At 44.0% G+C, this 16,871-nt stretch carries 15 protein-coding genes; 3 read left to right on the top strand and 12 right to left on the bottom strand.

Features of this window, described 5'->3' with window-relative positions; all coding sequences use genetic code 11:
• Positions 1-4: 4 nt before the first annotated feature.
• Genes ACFGVS_RS25455 through mraZ form a run of 5 tightly spaced genes read right to left on the bottom strand, consistent with a single transcriptional unit; the run spans position 5 to position 5,335 of the window.
• Positions 5-1,465 (bottom strand): UDP-N-acetylmuramoyl-L-alanyl-D-glutamate--2,6-diaminopimelate ligase, encoded by a 1,461-nt coding sequence (locus ACFGVS_RS25455; protein WP_090652424.1) that lies wholly within the window; start codon positions 1,463-1,465, stop codon positions 5-7.
• The gene (locus ACFGVS_RS25450; protein ID WP_369829652.1) at positions 1,462-3,576 is read right to left on the bottom strand and encodes a penicillin-binding protein; all 2,115 of its coding nucleotides are present in this window, start codon (positions 3,574-3,576) and stop codon (positions 1,462-1,464) included. Before ACFGVS_RS25450 ends, ACFGVS_RS25455 begins: the two co-directional genes overlap by 4 nt.
• Positions 3,563-3,979 (bottom strand): FtsL-like putative cell division protein, encoded by a 417-nt coding sequence (locus ACFGVS_RS25445; protein WP_439696062.1) that lies wholly within the window; start codon positions 3,977-3,979, stop codon positions 3,563-3,565. The genes ACFGVS_RS25450 and ACFGVS_RS25445 overlap by 14 nt, the downstream gene beginning before the upstream one ends.
• Complete coding sequence (rsmH, locus tag ACFGVS_RS25440; protein ID WP_439696061.1) at positions 3,976-4,878, bottom strand: 16S rRNA (cytosine(1402)-N(4))-methyltransferase RsmH; 903 nt, start codon at positions 4,876-4,878, stop codon at positions 3,976-3,978. The genes ACFGVS_RS25445 and rsmH overlap by 4 nt, the downstream gene beginning before the upstream one ends.
• Positions 4,871-5,335, bottom strand: coding sequence for a division/cell wall cluster transcriptional repressor MraZ (gene mraZ / locus ACFGVS_RS25435; protein WP_090652428.1), 465 nt, complete (start codon positions 5,333-5,335; stop codon positions 4,871-4,873). The genes rsmH and mraZ overlap by 8 nt, the downstream gene beginning before the upstream one ends.
• 187 nt (positions 5,336-5,522) lie before the next feature.
• Here mraZ and ACFGVS_RS25430 point away from each other — a divergent pair, with 187 nt between their 5' ends.
• Entirely contained in the window at positions 5,523-5,726 is a 204-nt protein-coding gene (locus ACFGVS_RS25430; protein ID WP_439696060.1) for a hypothetical protein, read from the top strand.
• A complete protein-coding gene (locus tag ACFGVS_RS25425; RefSeq protein WP_439696059.1) occupies positions 5,716-6,048 on the top strand; it encodes a hypothetical protein in 333 nt (110 codons plus the stop codon). The genes ACFGVS_RS25430 and ACFGVS_RS25425 overlap by 11 nt, the downstream gene beginning before the upstream one ends.
• A gap of 36 nt (positions 6,049-6,084) precedes the next feature.
• Here ACFGVS_RS25425 and ACFGVS_RS25420 read toward each other — a convergent pair whose 3' ends face one another.
• The 3 genes from ACFGVS_RS25420 to ACFGVS_RS25410 form a co-directional block, all read right to left on the bottom strand.
• Positions 6,085-6,810, bottom strand: a complete 726-nt coding sequence (locus tag ACFGVS_RS25420; RefSeq protein WP_439696058.1) for a copper homeostasis protein CutC — start codon at positions 6,808-6,810, stop codon at positions 6,085-6,087.
• Positions 6,811-6,856: 46 nt separating this feature from the next.
• Positions 6,857-8,068: a PepSY-associated TM helix domain-containing protein gene (locus tag ACFGVS_RS25415; RefSeq protein ID WP_439696057.1), complete on the bottom strand. Its 1,212-nt coding sequence runs from the start codon at positions 8,066-8,068 to the stop codon at positions 6,857-6,859.
• Positions 8,069-8,135: 67 nt separating this feature from the next.
• Entirely contained in the window at positions 8,136-10,604 is a 2,469-nt protein-coding gene (locus ACFGVS_RS25410; RefSeq protein ID WP_439696056.1) for a TonB-dependent siderophore receptor, read from the bottom strand.
• Positions 10,605-10,774: 170 nt separating this feature from the next.
• On the opposite strand from ACFGVS_RS25410, the gene ACFGVS_RS25405 reads away from it, so the two are divergent.
• Complete coding sequence (locus tag ACFGVS_RS25405) at positions 10,775-12,085, top strand: polysaccharide deacetylase family protein (protein WP_439696055.1); 1,311 nt, start codon at positions 10,775-10,777, stop codon at positions 12,083-12,085.
• A gap of 42 nt (positions 12,086-12,127) precedes the next feature.
• Here the strand turns inward: ACFGVS_RS25405 and ACFGVS_RS25400 are convergent, their stop codons facing one another.
• From ACFGVS_RS25400 to ACFGVS_RS25385, 4 genes are all read right to left on the bottom strand, one after another.
• Positions 12,128-12,547, bottom strand: coding sequence for a hypothetical protein (locus tag ACFGVS_RS25400; RefSeq protein WP_439696054.1), 420 nt, complete (start codon positions 12,545-12,547; stop codon positions 12,128-12,130).
• Between the two features lie 421 nt (positions 12,548-12,968).
• Positions 12,969-14,834 carry a CocE/NonD family hydrolase gene (locus tag ACFGVS_RS25395; protein ID WP_439696053.1) on the bottom strand — a complete coding sequence of 622 codons (1,866 nt, stop codon included), beginning with the start codon at positions 14,832-14,834 and terminating at the stop codon, positions 12,969-12,971.
• 416 nt (positions 14,835-15,250) lie between these two features.
• Entirely contained in the window at positions 15,251-15,994 is a 744-nt protein-coding gene (locus tag ACFGVS_RS25390; protein WP_274209725.1) for a DUF4397 domain-containing protein, read from the bottom strand.
• Positions 15,995-15,998: 4 nt separating this feature from the next.
• Positions 15,999-16,721, bottom strand: a complete 723-nt coding sequence (locus ACFGVS_RS25385; protein WP_274209726.1) for a DUF4397 domain-containing protein — start codon at positions 16,719-16,721, stop codon at positions 15,999-16,001.
• Positions 16,722-16,871: the final 150 nt, after the last annotated feature.

Genomic DNA, 16,871 nt, shown 5'->3' with positions numbered 1-16,871 from the left:
CCACCTACACCAATAATTTAAACTGCTCTTCCAACTCCTCCATATCATCGAAGTGATTCTTTACTCCATGCGACTCCTGGTATTTCTCGTGTCCTTTTCCCGCTACCAGGATTATATCTCCCGGATTTGCCAGCATGCAGGCTGTTTTAATTGCCTCTCTCCTGTCAACTATGCTCACTGTGTGACGTTTAAACGCCGGGTCAACGCCCTCGATCATGTCTTTGATGATCTGGGCAGGGTCTTCCGAGCGTGGATTGTCTGATGTCAGGATTACTTTGTCGCTCCATTCGCTGGCTACACGGGCCATAATAGGGCGTTTGGTTTTGTCGCGATCTCCGCCACAACCTATTACAGTTATTACCTTCTCGTTGCCTTTGCGGATATCGTGAATGGTGCTCAGCACATTTTGCACAGCATCCGGTGTATGGGCATAATCAACTATACCTATTACTTTATTTGGCGCCACTATGTATTCAAAGCGGCCTTCGGCACCGGTTAGTTTGCTCAGGCTGGTTAGCGTTTTGGCTTTATCCTGCTCTAACAACATAGCTGTGGCGTAAACCGCCAACAGGTTGTAGGCATTAAAGGTGCCCACCATTTTAAACCATACTTCTTCATTATCAATATGCAATAACAGGCCGCCAAACTGGTTTTCCAGGATGCGGGCCTTATAATCGGCCATGCTTTTTAGCCCGTAGGTCTTGCGGTGCGCCTGCGAGTTTTGCAGCATGATGTTACCATTCTTATCATCGCTGTTGGTTAAAGCAAAGGCGCTTTTCGGCAATCCATCAAAGAAGGCTTTCTTGGCCTTCAGATAACTGTCAAAGGTTTTATGATAATCCAAATGATCGTGCGTGAGGTTGGTAAATACCCCGCCCGAAAAATGCAAATTGGCTACCCGGTGCTGTGCAACCGCATGCGAGCTAACTTCCATAAAGCAATAATCGCAGCCTTGTGTCACCATCTCTTCCAGCAAACGGTTAAGTTCAATAGGATCAGGCGTGGTATGGGTTGATGGTATCACCTGGCCATTAATCTGGTTTTCGACAGTTGATAGCAAACCGGCTTTATAGCCCAGATCGCGAAACAATTGATAAAGCAGCGTAGCGATGGTGGTTTTGCCGTTGGTACCGGTGACGCCAACCAGCTTTAACTGTGCCGATGGATTACCGTAAAAATTGGCAGCCACCAAACTTAATGCCTTAGCCGAATCGGCTACCATTAAAAAATCAACTTCGGCTGCGGTGTGGGCAGGTAAATCTTCGCATATAACAGCGATGGCGCCCTGTTTAATAGCCTGGTCAATATAATCGTGCCCGTCAACCTGTGTGCCTTTTACGGCAACAAACATCGACCCCGGAATTACCTGGCGCGAATCAAAAGCTACAGACGTAATTTCTACATCGGCGCTGCCTTGTAACTCGGTAAATGCTAACCCATCTATTAAATCACTTAAATACCTCATTGCAGTTCAATTGTTATGCGTGATCCTTTTGGTATTAGGCTGCCGCCAGTAACCGATTGTGTGGTTACCATGCCGCTGCCGCGTACCGTTACTTTATAACCTGCATTGCCCAAAACATACAGGGCGTCGCTCAGGCCCATTCCCGTTACTGTAGGAACAGTGCCTTCTTTATATCGTGTATCCTCAAATGGTATACCATTGCTGGTATCAACTCCGTTGCCTGCTGCATCTGCCGATGCGTATAGTGGCTTAACCCCCAATTTGGTATATACATGTTTTAGTGCCTTTAAATTGCCCTGCTTTACCTTAGGCATTGATGTATTGCCAACAAGGCTTACCGGCGATGGCTGGTTTATTTCCATATCATTGGCATAAACCTTATCGGCAATTTCCCTGAAAATAGGCCCGGCAACCTTAGCCGCCAGGTACGATCCGCGGGTGGGATTATTTACCACCACGATCATCGAATATTTAGGATGATCGGCCGGAAAATAACCGCAAAACGATGCCTGGTATTTTTTTACCTTATAACCTTTTGTACCATCGGCTACCTGGGCTGTACCTGTTTTACCAGCCACCGTATAACGGGGGTTTTTAATTACGCGCTTACAATTACCTTCCTGTACAACGCCTTCAAGCATGCTTTTTACTTTACCAAGCGTAGCATCCGAGCATACTTTTTCATTAATTACCCTGGCGTTAAACTGCTCGATGGTGCTACCCATCCTCCTGATCTCGCGCACAAAAATCGGCGCTATCATTTTACCATTGTTGGCTACCGAATTATAAAACGCCAGCATTTGCAACGGGGTAAGGTTCATTTCATAACCATAGGCCATTTCGGGTAGGGTATAATACTTGTTCCAGCTGCGGTTGCCCGGGTTTTTTATAACAGGCCTTCCTTCGCCGGGAATTTGCAGCTGCAGCTTATCATTTAAATGATAGCTGTACAGCTTATTGATAAACTGCCATGGGTTATCTTTATAATGACCATATACCAGCTTTGCTGCCGCCACGTTTGATGATTCTTCAAAAGCTTTTTTTACCGTCATTTCATAGTTGTCATGCTCGGTATCGGTAATGGTTGGCCCCTTGGGGAACTTGTATTTACCGCCCTCAGCATTTACTATAGTATTGGTATCCAGTTTATGCTGATCAAGCAGGGTCATATAAGACACCAGCTTGAAGGTAGAACCCGGATCAATAGCGTTGCTTATGGCATAATTAAAACTCTCCTTAAAAGTATTTTCTTTTGAACGGGTAAAATTGGCTATAGCACGCACTTCGCCTGTAGCAACTTCCATCAGCACCACACAGCCATGATCGGCTGCGCTTGAATCCAGCTGCCTTAATAAAGCCGCCTGTGCTATCTCCTGGAAGTTAACATTAATGGTCGACATGATATCGGCGCCATCTTTTGCCGGTATCTCATCTTCATCATTATTTACTGGCATCCACGTTCCGCCAGGAATACGCTGCATCAAGCGCCTGCCGTTTTCGCCATTGATGTATGCCGAGTAAGCCCCCTCTAAGCCTACCGGATTTTTAATATTTTCGTTTTTATAACCAATGGTGCGTGCGGCCAAAGCATGAAAAGGCAAAATGCGTTTGTTTTGCTGCAAAACAATGAGGCAATTTTTGGTTTTCCTGTTTTTGAAAATTGGGAACTCACGAATCTTTTTTAACTCCTGATAGCTTACCCTGCGGTGCAAAAGCTGGTAACGCGATCCGTCTTTACGGGCATCGCGCAGTAACCTGGCATATTCGCGCGGCGTTCTATCGCCATATAACTGCGATAAATTTGCCGCCAGCACATCAACATTGTCATTAAAAATACTATCAACAGCAAGCCCTGCTCCCAACATATCCATATGCAATTCATACTCGGGTACCGATGTGGCCAGCAGGCTGCCATCTACCGAAAAAATATTACCCCGCGCGGCTTCGACATCTCTGAACTGGGCTGTCATGTTTACTGCCTTGGCTTTCCATTTTGCGCCTTGTATAAATTGTACCCGGCAAAGCTGTACCACAACCGCGAACGAAAAAAGCACCACAAGGCCAAAGGCAATATATACCCTAAGCAATATGTTAGTCCTAATTTTCATCATTATCCTCCTTCACCGTTATCTTTTTTGGCGGCTCAACGCTTTGCCTCACCCCAAGGGTATCGGCACGTTTGGCCACTTCAATTAATGTACTTTTAAAAGCCATATCGGCTTTTGTAGTTTTAAAATCCCAGCTGCGTTCTTTTACCTCCTTAGTAAGGTCATCAATATCGCGGATGGTTTTTTCGGCCAGGTGCATATTACCTATATACACCATACCCAAAAAAGCAATGAACAGTACAAAAGGCAGGGCGCTGGTGGCCTTCTCGCTTGTAATAAAGCGCTTGGTGAAAAATTGCGTAAAGAAATTGTCGGGGATCTCCCTTTTTCTGGGTTTATCCTCAACAATAAGCTCTTCTGCCTCTTCTTCCTCCTCCTGAATTTCTGTACGGAAACGATTGCTCATATTTTTACAGCTATCCTTAATTTAGCGCTCCTTGCCCTGTTATTTTTACTTATTTCATCTGCCGATGCGGTTATAGCCCCACGGCTTACAGCATCAAGCGGCCTTTTGTTATTGCCGTATAAATCCTTTTCTACCTCGCCGCTAAACTTACCTTTGGCAATGAAGTTTTTTACCAACCTGTCTTCCAGCGAGTGGTAACTCATTACTACCAGCCTGCCCCCAACAGCCAGCACATCGGCACTTTGCACCAAAAATTCCTTCAAAGCTTCCAGCTCCTGGTTAACTTCGATACGCAACGCCTGGAAAACCTGTGCCAGGTACTTATTTTCTTTCCCCTTCGGGATGCGGTTAATAATCGCGTTCTTCAAATCGGCTATGGTTACTATTGGAGCATTAAGCCTGGCGGTAACAATAGTTTCGGCCAGCGATTTGGCATTCTGAATCTCGCCGTAAACTCCAAAAATGCGGTGCAGTTCAGCACCGGTATAATTATTTACCACATCCTTGGCCGTTAGCTCGCCGCCCTGATTCATACGCATATCCAGCTCGGCATCAAAGCGGATTGAAAAACCACGCTCGGCCTGGTCAAACTGGTATGATGATACGCCTAAATCGGCCAGTATGCCATCAACCGGGATAGCACCGTGCAAACGGCAAAAGTTTTTCAGGTACCTGAAATTCTGATCTATAAAAACAAAGCGTTCATCGTCAATTATATTTTGCTGCGCATCGGTATCCTGGTCAAACGCCAGCAAAGTACCTTCGGGGCCCAAATGTTTCATAATCTCGCGCGAATGCCCACCGCCGCCAAAGGTTACATCCACATAGGTGCCATCCTTTTTTATAGCCAGGCCATCAATGCATTCCTGCAGCATAACCGGTGTATGGTACTCACTCATCTATCCTCCTTGCTTTACTACCCATTACCGCTTCGGCCAATTCGGCAAAATTATCAGGCTCGTTATTTATCATTTCGGTATGGGCAGCCTTATCCCACACTTCAATTTTGTTTAATACACAGGTTAAAACCACATCGTTGCCAATGCCGGCAAAATCAAGCAAACTCTTTGGCAAAAGCACCCTGCCGGCCGAATCAGGCATCAAAGCCGTGGCGCCGCCGGTGAAATAGCGAATAAAACGCAGATTTTGCCGGTCATATTCGTTAAGTTTGCTCAATTCGTCAAGTCTTTTGTCCCATTCGGATTTTGTGTAAATAACCAGATACTTCTCCAGGCCGCGATTGATCATAAGGCCCTCGCCGTCAGCTTCAGGAAGCTGCTTTTTGAGGCCCGCAGGGATCATCATCCGCCCTTTGGCATCCAGTTTACATTCAAATTCTCCGGTTAAATGCGGCATTATAAGACTATGGCTTAATTTAATAGGTAAAAGTAATTTTCTTTTACCACAAATTACCACTTTTTACCACCAAAAAGTTTTCAACATTTTTGGTGGCTTTTGATGCTATGCGACAAAATCAGATTGGCATTAAAACCATTTAGTTTTTAATATTTTTTGTTAAATTTGATAGAAGAAAATCGAGATTATGACTGTTTTACAAATCACTGTACCTGAAAAAAAAGAAAAAGCTGTCAGGTTGCTTTTAAAGGAATTGGGGGTTACCGTAAAAAAAGTAAACGAAAAGTCGTCTATGGCCGAAAGTTTAAAGACAGCCGTGAAAGAGATGAAGGCAATAAAATCAGGAAAACTGGAATCGATAGGTTTCGACGATTTGTTAAATGAATTATGAGATCAGAGTTATCCCTAATTTCGCAAGGGAAGCTAAACAATTAAGTAAAAAACACAAATCGTTACGTGCCGATTTAGAAAACCTAAAAGTACAACTGTTACAAAACCCTAAAATGGGTACACCACTGGGCAACTCCTGCTATAAGGTAAGAATGGCCATATCAACAAAAAACAAAGGTAAAAGTGGTGGAGCAAGAGTAATCACCCATATTATTTCGGTCGACCAATCAGAAGGAAAAATCTATCTTCTGTCAATTTATGATAAAGCTGACAGGGACAGTATTTCTGTTAGTGAGATCAATAATTTCCTCAAGGAGATTTGACAGTACCTTGCACTTTTTTTGTCAAAATCAGAATCTTTATCCCTTCAAAACCGCCACCATCGCCCTCACTTCATCCTCATCAGCTATATAAACATGGCCATAATCGCTTACCTCTTTATTAATATAAGTTAAAGGATTTGGCGCTATTGCGCGTGCCGACGAATGGTATTCTGTTGCATTACTTTCGCCTATAAGTTTTTGCAGATTGGTTGATTTAACACCGGCACCGGGCATAATGGTAATGCGGCCGGCGGCTTGTTTAACCAGTTCACCTAACAACTGGCCGGCATCGGGCGCCGCGCTTTTTTGGCCGGAGGTGAGTACCCGCCTACATCCGCAGGCTATCAGTTCTTCTAATGATTTAAAAGGATCGGGCGTACCATCAAACGCGCGGTTGCAGGTAACGCTCATTGGGCCGGCCCATTCAACAATGCGTTTCAGCCATTCGGTATCAATTTCGGCATCTATGGTTTGTGTGCCCACCGAAATACCATTGCAGCCCAACTCACGGCAAATTTGTATATCGTGCTTAATAATGGCGTATTCATCCTCGTTGTAAAAGTAATTTCCAGACCGCGGCCTGATGATGGGGAACAAATCGATCCCTATTTTATCGCGCACCTGTTTTATGGTGCCATAGCTCGGTGTAGTACCGCCTTCAATAGGGTTATCACATAATTCAACCCGCGCAGCACCGGCGCGCTCGGCTATAATACAGGTTTGAATAGTAAAGGCGCATACTTCGAGGATCCTGGCAGGCATATTTTATTATTTTGCTAAGCTGTAAACATACAAACTATCAAATAATTTAAACCAATTCCATCTTCCTATAGGTTTTAGTTTTTTTACGTGTACGGTTAAGCCACATCATTACCCCTGTTACCGGGAATATGAGCGATAAAAGGCATACAATAAAACTGATTATTTTGGTTGGCATGCCGTAAACCGAGCCGGTATGCACCGGTTTTACGTAAGCCCTTGCCCGCTGGCCTAAACTTTTGGCGGCAAACAATTGCGCCCCTGCTATGCCGCCGCTATATTGGTCAACGTAATAGGTATTGGCGGTGGTTTCAACTGCACCCTTAGGTAAAATGTTTATGCTGTAAACGGCCAGCGAATCTTTAGGCACCCTTACTGTATAATAATCTGCCAATGCGGTTTGTGTTGCCACGGCCTGTAATGCTGCATCTACCTTTAAAGCTTGGGCCCCGGCCTGGTACTTTGATTGCGGAGCTTTGGGCTGCTCTTTTACCAGCTTTGAACCGGTTATAGCAAATAATGCCTGGTTAGCCAGCTTAAACGTCATGATTAAACCTGTTAACGCAATCACAATTAAAAATATCGAAGTGTAAAAGCCGGTAACCAGGTGCAAATCATGTACCAGCCGTTTGGTGCTGCCGCCCCATTTTATTTTTAGCCGCTGCTTCATAATGTTTTTAGTTTTAGGCCACCACAATATTACCCCGGTTATTAATATAAACAGGAAAAGCAATGTCGAGATTGATACTACCCAATCGCCCAGGCTATCTTTACCTGCCAGTAAAAACCGGTGAAACATCTCGGCCGAGTACAGGAACGATTGCCTGCGGCTGTATTGCCCTGTTATCTGGCCGGTATAGGGGTTTACAAACACGCTTAAATTTGCCCGGTCGGCCTCTTTAGCTTTTTTATCCTTATCGCCCTGTGCCATTGCGGGCCTGCTCTTTTCGGCCTGGGCTGCATTACCTTTTTTACCTTTCTTCTCGGGTACAATTAAGCCAATCTCAACCGTTCTGGTGGCATCATTATAAACCATTGCCGAGGCCAGCTTTGCTTTGGGAACCTGCTTAAGGGCTGCCTTAATCATTTGCTCCAGCGGTACCCGTGTAGCTGCGGCCTGCACGTAATAAAGTTTGGGGTGCAGGGTATGCTCAATTTCTTTTTCAAAAACCAGCATAGTGCCCGTGAGGCATGAGCAAAAAATAACAATGCCAGCCGCAAGGCTCAAATAAAGGTGTATGGTACGGAAAAATACTTTCATGGCTTTCATTACAAAACCGGGTATGCTATGGCATATCCCGGTTTGTTTATTAATATATGTTAGTGTATTAAAAACTATAGCTCACGGTAGTTAAAAACTGCCTTGGCGCTATTGGGTTAATGCTGTAATTTTCGTGCACATTGTAATTAAGTACATTGCCTATATTGGAGATTTTACCTATGATGGAAACCTTTTTATAGGAGTAACCAACCGAGGCATCAACCGTAGTAAAGCCCGGTACATTAACCAGCCTTGATATGGTTTGGGTTTGCCCAACCGTGTTGGCGTTACCCGCTGTACGGTTGCCCAGGTAATACACGGATGCCCCTACTTTAAAGCCTTTCAAATCGCCGTTATAAAAGTTGTAGAATGCGCTGGCATTGGCGGTGTGCTTAGGTACGTTAATTAAAGGCTGGCCGGCTATATTGCTGCCAACTGATGTTGATGTTTTTGAATAACGCGCGTTGGTGTAGCTGTAACCGGCCATTAAATCAAGCTCTTTTACCGGGTGTCCCGCAATATCAAGTTCAACACCATCGCTTTTGGTTTGGCCAACAAGCTCTTTAATATTGGTGTTAATGTTCACCGTAGTACCATCGGCCAAAAATGGCGCTGTTTGGGCCAGGTTATTATTAATGATACGGTATGCCGTTACATTTACTGATAAATTACCATTCAGAAAATCATTTTTAACACCGGCCTCATACTGATCTACCAATGATGGCGAAAGTGGCTTATTACTAACATCTACACCCGTATTGGTGATAAAAGAGTTGGAGTAACTTGCAAATAAAGCCGTATTGGCCACCGGCTTATAAACTATACCAACGCGGGGCGAAAATGCCTTATCCTCTTTACCGGCAGCTTGTACAGCTAAAGCAGGGCTTGAAATATAATAGTTGGTAACCGATGTCGGCGCTACATACTGATACGACCAGCGGATACCTGCAAGCACCTTAATTTTATCTGATATGCTGATTAAATCATTAAAATAAGCACCAAAGCGGTTTGTTTTTGTAAGGATACGGTATAAAGGGTTCATCTGCGGCTTATCGGTGCGCAGGGTATATTTATTTACATTAAAAATATTGATGGTATCGTAAACGGCAGGTTTTATTGACGTGCCATTATCCCAATAGCTTGATACCTTATTAATGGTGGCCACGTAGGTATAAGCCGTGTTGTTGTACCTGTCGGCATCAATACCAACTAAAATATTATGTTTTATGGCGCCTGTATTAAACTGGCCGGTAACATTAAACTGGCCGGTGTAATAATCTTCCAGCGTTTTTGCGCGGTTAAGGGTACGGCCCCAATCGCCGGTTGCATCGGGCAGTACACGTTCCGTAGTTTGGTATTGCCTGTTAAAATGCTGGTAATTTAAGCCGCCGCTTATTTGCCACAAACTGTTAATTTGATGGTTAATGGTTACAGTACCGGTTGACTGTTTGGTATTACCTGTCGACCATGAAGCACCCAGGTAGCGGTTGCGCGGCACATTGGCTATTACATTATTTATTTGTCCGGTTCCAAAATCAGGCGTAAAATCATAGTTCAGGTAATCGCCCTCTACAATAACAGTTGTTTTGTCGCTTATTTTATACAGGAATGATGGGTTAATATACTCCCTTTCGGATTTTACATTATCGCGAAAACTGTTTGCTTTTTCGTAAGTACCGTTTAAGCGGTAAGCCAGTTTTGAGGTGATAGGGCCATAAACATCAAACGAGGGGCGGTACAAATCATAGCTGCCATACGTCATAGATACTTTACCGCCTGCCTCAAACAATGGTTTTTTAGTTACCATATTTAAAATACCGCCGGGTGCCACGTTGCCATATAATAAAGCCGCGCTGCCCTTTAATACCTCAATCCTGTCAAGCGAACTCACTTCAGGTACAACACCGGAGTTTACCCGGAAACCATTTTTAAACATATTGGTGCTGGAAAAATTGTAGCCACGTGCACCAAAAGTTTCCTGGGTATTGCCACGGGCACTGTATAAGTAAACACCATTCACATTCCTGATTACATCACTTAACCTGATAGATTGCTGCTGGGCAAGCGTATTGCTGCTGATAACCATAACGCTTTGCGGCAAATCCATAGGCGCTACGTTCATTTTACCGATAGTAAGCTTTTTACGGTTAATGGTTTTTGTAGATGAAATCAAAACTTCATCAAGCTGGGCCGAAGTTTCGCTTAAAGTAAAGCTTACCTGGGCAGTTTGATTAGCCACAACAGTAACTGTTTGCTGTTCGGTTTTGGCGCCCATAAAGCTGGCAACTAAAGTATATACACCTGGCTTAAGGTTAACAAACGTAAACGAACCATCGTCAATGGTAGTGGTACTTTTGTTTAAGCCTTTTATACCTACGGTAACGTATGCAGCAGGTTTACCATCGGTCGTTTTTACAAAGCCGTTAATTTTGCCGCTATTGCCATCGTCATCGGCCTTAAGGGTTAAAATATTTATAAATACGAAAAGAAAGAGGAGGGTAAATTTTTGCAGGTAGTTGTGTATATGATTTGACATACTATTTAGATTAAGTCTAATTAAGCGCAAAAATAACAACTCAATTTTAATTCACAACTTTTATTTGGAATTAGTTTAAATAAGAAGAGTCAATGAAAGAATAACTATTTCGTTACAACACCAAAGGCAGCCGCCATCTGCATATATTAGCTTATACAAACCTCCCCCAAATGAAAAAACTTTTCGCGCCCTTGTTGTTCATACTGTTGTTTATGAACTGTTTGAAGGCACAGCCGGGCAAAACCGAGATAACCAAATGGCAATACGGCCGCAATGGCGCGGTATCTATCACCTGGGATGATGGATCCATCAACCAGTTTAAAGTGGCGCTGCCTATTTTGAACAGGCTGGGAATTAAAAGCACGTTTTTTATTATCACGGGGCAAATACCCGGTTCCGGGTACCAGGCAAAATTTATCGGGAGGCCTTTGAAACAGATAATTGCCGAAACCGCAACAATTCCTACTAACAAAGAGAATTTTTACGAGCGTGCATCGGCAGCGGGGCACCTGGGACTTATTGGCACGCTCGACTATCATTATAAAGCTGGTTCGCTAATTGACGATAACAAACCCGAAGCGGCCTATAAGGTAATTGATGAGCTATACAGTAAAGTGCGCCATGGTGATTTTAAACCAGGTATTGAGCATAACACCGAGTACAATGATGCTCACGGCACAACCTGGGCGCAAATTAAACGATACGCTGCACAGGGGCACGAATTTGCCAGTCACATGGTTACCCACCCGCGCCTGGCCGCGCTCGACGAGCCCAATATACTTTATGAGATGGAGAAAAGCCGGCTGGATATTTTGCATAACCTTGGCCTGCAATACACTTTTAGCGCCGAAGGGCCTTTTGGCACCGAAAACGAGCGGGCTGTAGCGTACCTAAGCAGGGTTTACCCCGCACTGCGCAACCGCATGCCCGAACCCTGGCTGAAAGAGATTAGCAGGGGGAGTAAAGAAATGCCCGGCAATACCGATAAACCTTATGTACAGTACCAGCGCGGCGCCACCACCAAAACACCGCTGCCTATGATGAAAGCCTGGGTTGATACCACCATGAACAGGCAGGATACATGGCTGGTACTTACCCACCACGGCGTGCAGGGCATTGGCTGGGAGGCCTTACCTGCTACCGAGCTGGATGAGTATTTTACCTACATCAAAAACCATGAAGACAAACTTTGGATTGCCACCTTTGGCGATGTTACCAAATACATACGCGAACGCCAAAGTGCAAACCTTACTACCGGAGTGCAAAATGGCAGGCTGATAATTAAAGTAAGCCACCCGCTTGATAAGCGGTTTTACAATATGCCGCTAACGCTTAAAACCTATTTACCTGCCGGGTGGAAAAGTGCTAAGGTAACGCAAGGCGGCAAGGCTGTTGATGTTAGGTTGATTCGAGATAAAAAGGGCGATTATGTGCTTTACCAGGTTAAAGCCAACACACCTGCGATTATAACAAAATTATAAACCCGGTAAAGCAATCGGGGATTTATCCGCTATCCAATATCCTTAATCGAAAACTATTGTATCAGGCCCCGAAACCTTGCTGATGTGGCAGGCACATCCGCCTGCAATTTTTACTATGGCTGTTTTAGTTTGATGACTTGACGGATTTGTTGCAGTAATTTGTACATTATCGCCACCGGTAGAAAACTTATCGATAATATTATCATTAGCAATGGTTTTAAATGCCGGCGAAAATCCCGGGTCAATAACGCCTGGAGCCACAATAACAGAGTCGGAACGTAAATTTTTGGCTATAAAGTCTTCTACAGTTACCCCGTCGCCGTTTTTATCAACAAAGCGAACGCCAACGCTAACAAATTCCTGGGTGCAGGTGGTAATAGCACAGGCAGGTTGCTGACGGTTTTTGTTACACGCTGTAAAGGATACAGCAAATAATAGTAGTAGCAATATTCTCCTGATCATGATATTGGTTTTTATATCACTACGGCCTTTGGGACTAACGTGCTACAAATTTTGCAGTTTCCGCAAAACTAATTACCGAACATTTTTTGTTTAAAGTTTAAACTCCGTCAATCCCTGATTTATAACCGAACTAATCAGGTGGCTATATCAAATGCATACTAATTGAAGACGGGGCGCCTTTACTTATTTTAGCTATTATGCATAACCAACAAGGTGTGTGTACCGGTACAGATGAGACGCCCTGAAACGCCCTGAGACACCCTGAAACAGGGTGAAACACCCTGGTACGGGGTGGTACACTTTCCTTACCTTATGCGCAAGCTAAAAGCAATAGGCACAAGGCTTAACCGCTTATTTTTGTTCGGTTAGAGTTAAATGCGATATGTTAAGTGCACTATTTTATCTGATTACCCCGAATAGATTATTCCATCACCCTAACCTTTAAAAAGCTTGGCTCATCTTTAGATGTATAAACCTTGTGGGTTGCCTTTTTAAAATCTGTATCCTTAGCTTTCATAATATCCTGGAACTGCTGGGTATTACGGTCAATAAGCGGAAACCAACTGCTTTGTACCTGCACCATCAGGCGGTGGCCTTTTTTAAAGGTGTGCAATACATCCTGTAACTCAAAATTAACAGGGGTTACTTTGCCGGGTACAAAAGGCTCGGGCTTATCAAAACCATTGCGGAATTTACCGCGCATTGCCTCGCTGCGTACCATTTGCTGATAGCCGCCCAGGTAAACATCCTTGCCGGTAAACTTGTCGTTCTTAGTCGAGTCGGGGTATACGTCAATAACTTTAACTATCCAATCGGCATCTGTACCGGTGGTTGATACTTTAAGGTTGGCCCATATGTTGCCTGCAAGGGTTACATCTTTGTCAAGCACATCGGTTTCGTAAGTCAGCACATCAGGGCGTTGCGATGCAAAACGCTGGTCGGCGGTCATATACTCACGTTTCATGTCGTTTTCAATCGTACTGATAAATGGCACCGGTTTGTTGGGATCTGACACAAACTCGTCAAAACTATCACCTGCGCCAGGTGCATCAAATGAAAGTTTGCCGCCGGGCAGCAGGTAAAGGCTTTTATCAACGGCTTCTTTTGGCGGCCAGGTTTTATATGTTTTCCATTGGTTAACACCCGTTTCAAAAGTCGAAATGGGTTCCAGGTTCAGTTCGGTACCTTTCAGGTAATGACTAAAAAAAGCAAACTCAATTTTTTCGCGGTAAAACGGACCTGTAGGGCCGCCAAAACCAATATCGCCTAAATGGTCGCCGTCGCCACGGGCCCAGCCACCATGCACCCAGGGGCCCATGGTAAAGTAAACCGGGGTTTTAGGATTTTCTTTAACCAGTGTTTTATAGGTATTGATAGCGCCGTAAAGGTCTTCGGCATCATACCATCCGCCGGTAACCAGTACCGCGGTTTTAATATCGTGCAAGTGGTAAAGTACATTACGATCTTTCCAATGCTGATCATAGTTGGGATGGTCAAGCATTTCGTTCCATAACCGGATGGTGTCTTTGTAGTATTTAGTGTTTGAGTTTTTTACCGATCCCATTCTCATAAAAAAGGCATAACCATCATTAGTACCGGCATTAAAACCGGTTCCGCGGCGTTGTGTAGGTTTATCATCCTGGCGGTTGGTAAAAAACGGGTAGAAGCCAAAATTGGCAGTAAGCATAAACGCGCCATTATGAAAAGCATCATCGCGGTACAAATCGGCCATTGGCGCCTGCGGCGATGCAGCCACCAATGCCGGATGACGGCTTAACAATGCAGCCGTTGTATAAAACCCGGGGTACGAAATGCCCCAAACTCCTACTTTGCCATTGTTGTTTTTAATGTTTTTCAGCAGCCAGTCAATGGTGTCATAGGTGTCGGTACCTTCATCTACATCATTTTTGGTTTTGTGCACTTCCTTTTCGGGAGTCATCTCTTCAAAAATGCCTTCGCTCATCCAACGGCCACGAGCGTCCTGGTAAACAAAAATATAGCCATCGCGCACAAATAACGATGAAGGCCCAAGGCTACCCCTGTAGGCATCAACACCATAAGGAGCTACGCTATATGGCGTCCTATCCATCATAATGGGATACTTTTTGGTTTGATCTTTTGGTACATATACCGATGTAAACAGCTTTTTACCATCGCGCATGGGCACATTGTATTCGTACTTGGTGTAATTTGCTTTTATATAATCAGCATCGGGGCCTTTTGGCTGAGCATAAGCACAAAAAGTTAAAAACACAAAGCTTAAAGCTATGAGGAGAGATTTTTTCATATCAACTTAATAAAGCTTAAAAATAGCCAATAAAACAAAAATGGCAACCTAATTGGCTTGCCTATCGAAAACGTTACCTGATGATTATTCGCTAACAAGATGAAACGACTATAAATTGATAGTCAATTTATAATCGTCCGGTACTACCCTAAAAAAGTTTGCTATTTCTGAAATTAACAAGTTAGAATTGGCTATTGGAACTATAAGCTGATTAGCTAAGATACCTGATCATATCATGGCCAGCCTGGATCCCGAATTTCCCGCTCCTGTCTGTCCTCCATTTTTCTCAGCTTTGTAACACATGGCTGGTTCTAAAACCAACACGCCCCTACTATTTCCGGCGTTGGTTATAGTATACCCGCTTTTATTACCGTTTGCGGGCTTAGTTGGCAGCCAATCGCAATAGTAACCTTATCCTACTGGGATGTTTTAATCAACAAGTTATTGGTTAACACCGCCGCGCCAAAGGCAACTGAGTCTGCACGGCCTACTATTCCCTGGGTATAAATAGTGTATGCCCGCCCATCCAGCAGACTAACATTGCTCAGTGTGTATTCCGTTTTTGTGGGGGTGGTGTGTACATTTATAGTAAAGTTATAATTGCCCGTGGGCAGGTTTACGTAAGGTGTCAGCGTGTTAAATTTAACACCTGCCGTACTGGTTACCAGCGTATCATTGGCCCTTAAATCTAAACCAGGCGATGACGGGGAGGTATTTGCAAACCGTACCTTGGCCCTGCCTATTGGCGGTAAAGTAGCGGTATCCAGCGATAATATGGAATTTTTTATACTACCATCGGCCAGGTAGCCGGTTAAAAAAATGGTATATTTAACATTACTCCTTAAAACGGTATCAATTTCAAAAGGGATATTTACAGCCGCCGCAGTAGCCGTACGGAATTGCAATGGCGGTGTAATTGTAGACAATGTAAAATAACCCGAGCTGGTTGGATAGGTATATGCAGTTGCGCTTTGCCTAATCGAGTTTTGATATAAATTTAAAGGCTGCACATCCGGACTTAAATTAATGACCTGCAACTGCGTATTTGTACCTGTTATGTTTGTTGATTTACCGCACGATGCTATAAAGCAAAGCAGCAGCACCAATGGTGCGCCGGTAAATAGTGATAGTATTAAGCCGTTTTTATGTTTATTATTCATCTTATTATTCACTGCCACTATTAAATAAACCTACAAGAATACCAGCGTTTCCGGCCGGCAAAGCCGTTCCATACCCATAAAAGGTATAAATTTTACCTGCGGTCAAAGTTACTGTATCAACTTTAGGTAAAGTGGGGTAAGCCGCCCGATATATACCAATGTAATGAACACCCTGTTTAATACGGGTAAACTCAGTCGACGTTTTAAAAGCGATATTTGTCTTCCAGGGGGTATCTATCGGCACCGTTCCGGTAGTTCCTCTTAATATAAAACTCATATTGCCTGCGCTGGCCGAGGCATTCACAAATCTTACCCTGGCGTATGTGGCTTTCTTTGCGCTGTCAGTATCAAGTACCAGGGTATCAAGGGTACTAAATACATCATCGCTGTTTTGGCCGGCTATGTATATGGTGTGGTCTGATGCCGAATCGGCCTGGAAAGGTTTGTTATAAAACGGCGTGGAAGCGCCATCAACCTTAAATGAGTAATTTTTAGTACCGGCAGGCACGGTAAGATAACCGAGCGAACCGCCCGGATAAAAAGTTGTTGTATTGTTAAAACGCGTACCGTTTATATAAAAATTAACATTGGCGCTTGATACATTTACCACGTCAACAAAAGCCGTAACCGTTGACGTACTGGCAGGAGCATCGTTGCTCTTTTTACAGGATGCCCAGCAGGCGCCTGCTGCCGCAATAAAAAACAAAACCTTTATCCTGGTATTCATAGTTACGTCAAAAGTCTTAAGTAGTAAGTCTTAAGTTTTATCAATATTCTTTTCATGTGCCTGCGGCCTTTTTTTAACCGGAAGAGCCGGGGTAACATGATATATCCAATTTTCCCGTCATCCTGAGGTACGAAGGATCTATCAGTCATG

It is taken from the genome of Mucilaginibacter sediminis, assembly GCF_051903035.1.
GTDB lineage: Bacteria > Bacteroidota > Bacteroidia > Sphingobacteriales > Sphingobacteriaceae > Mucilaginibacter.
Note: the sequence above shows the minus strand (reverse complement) of the source record. Positions and strands in the feature narration are given on the sequence as shown.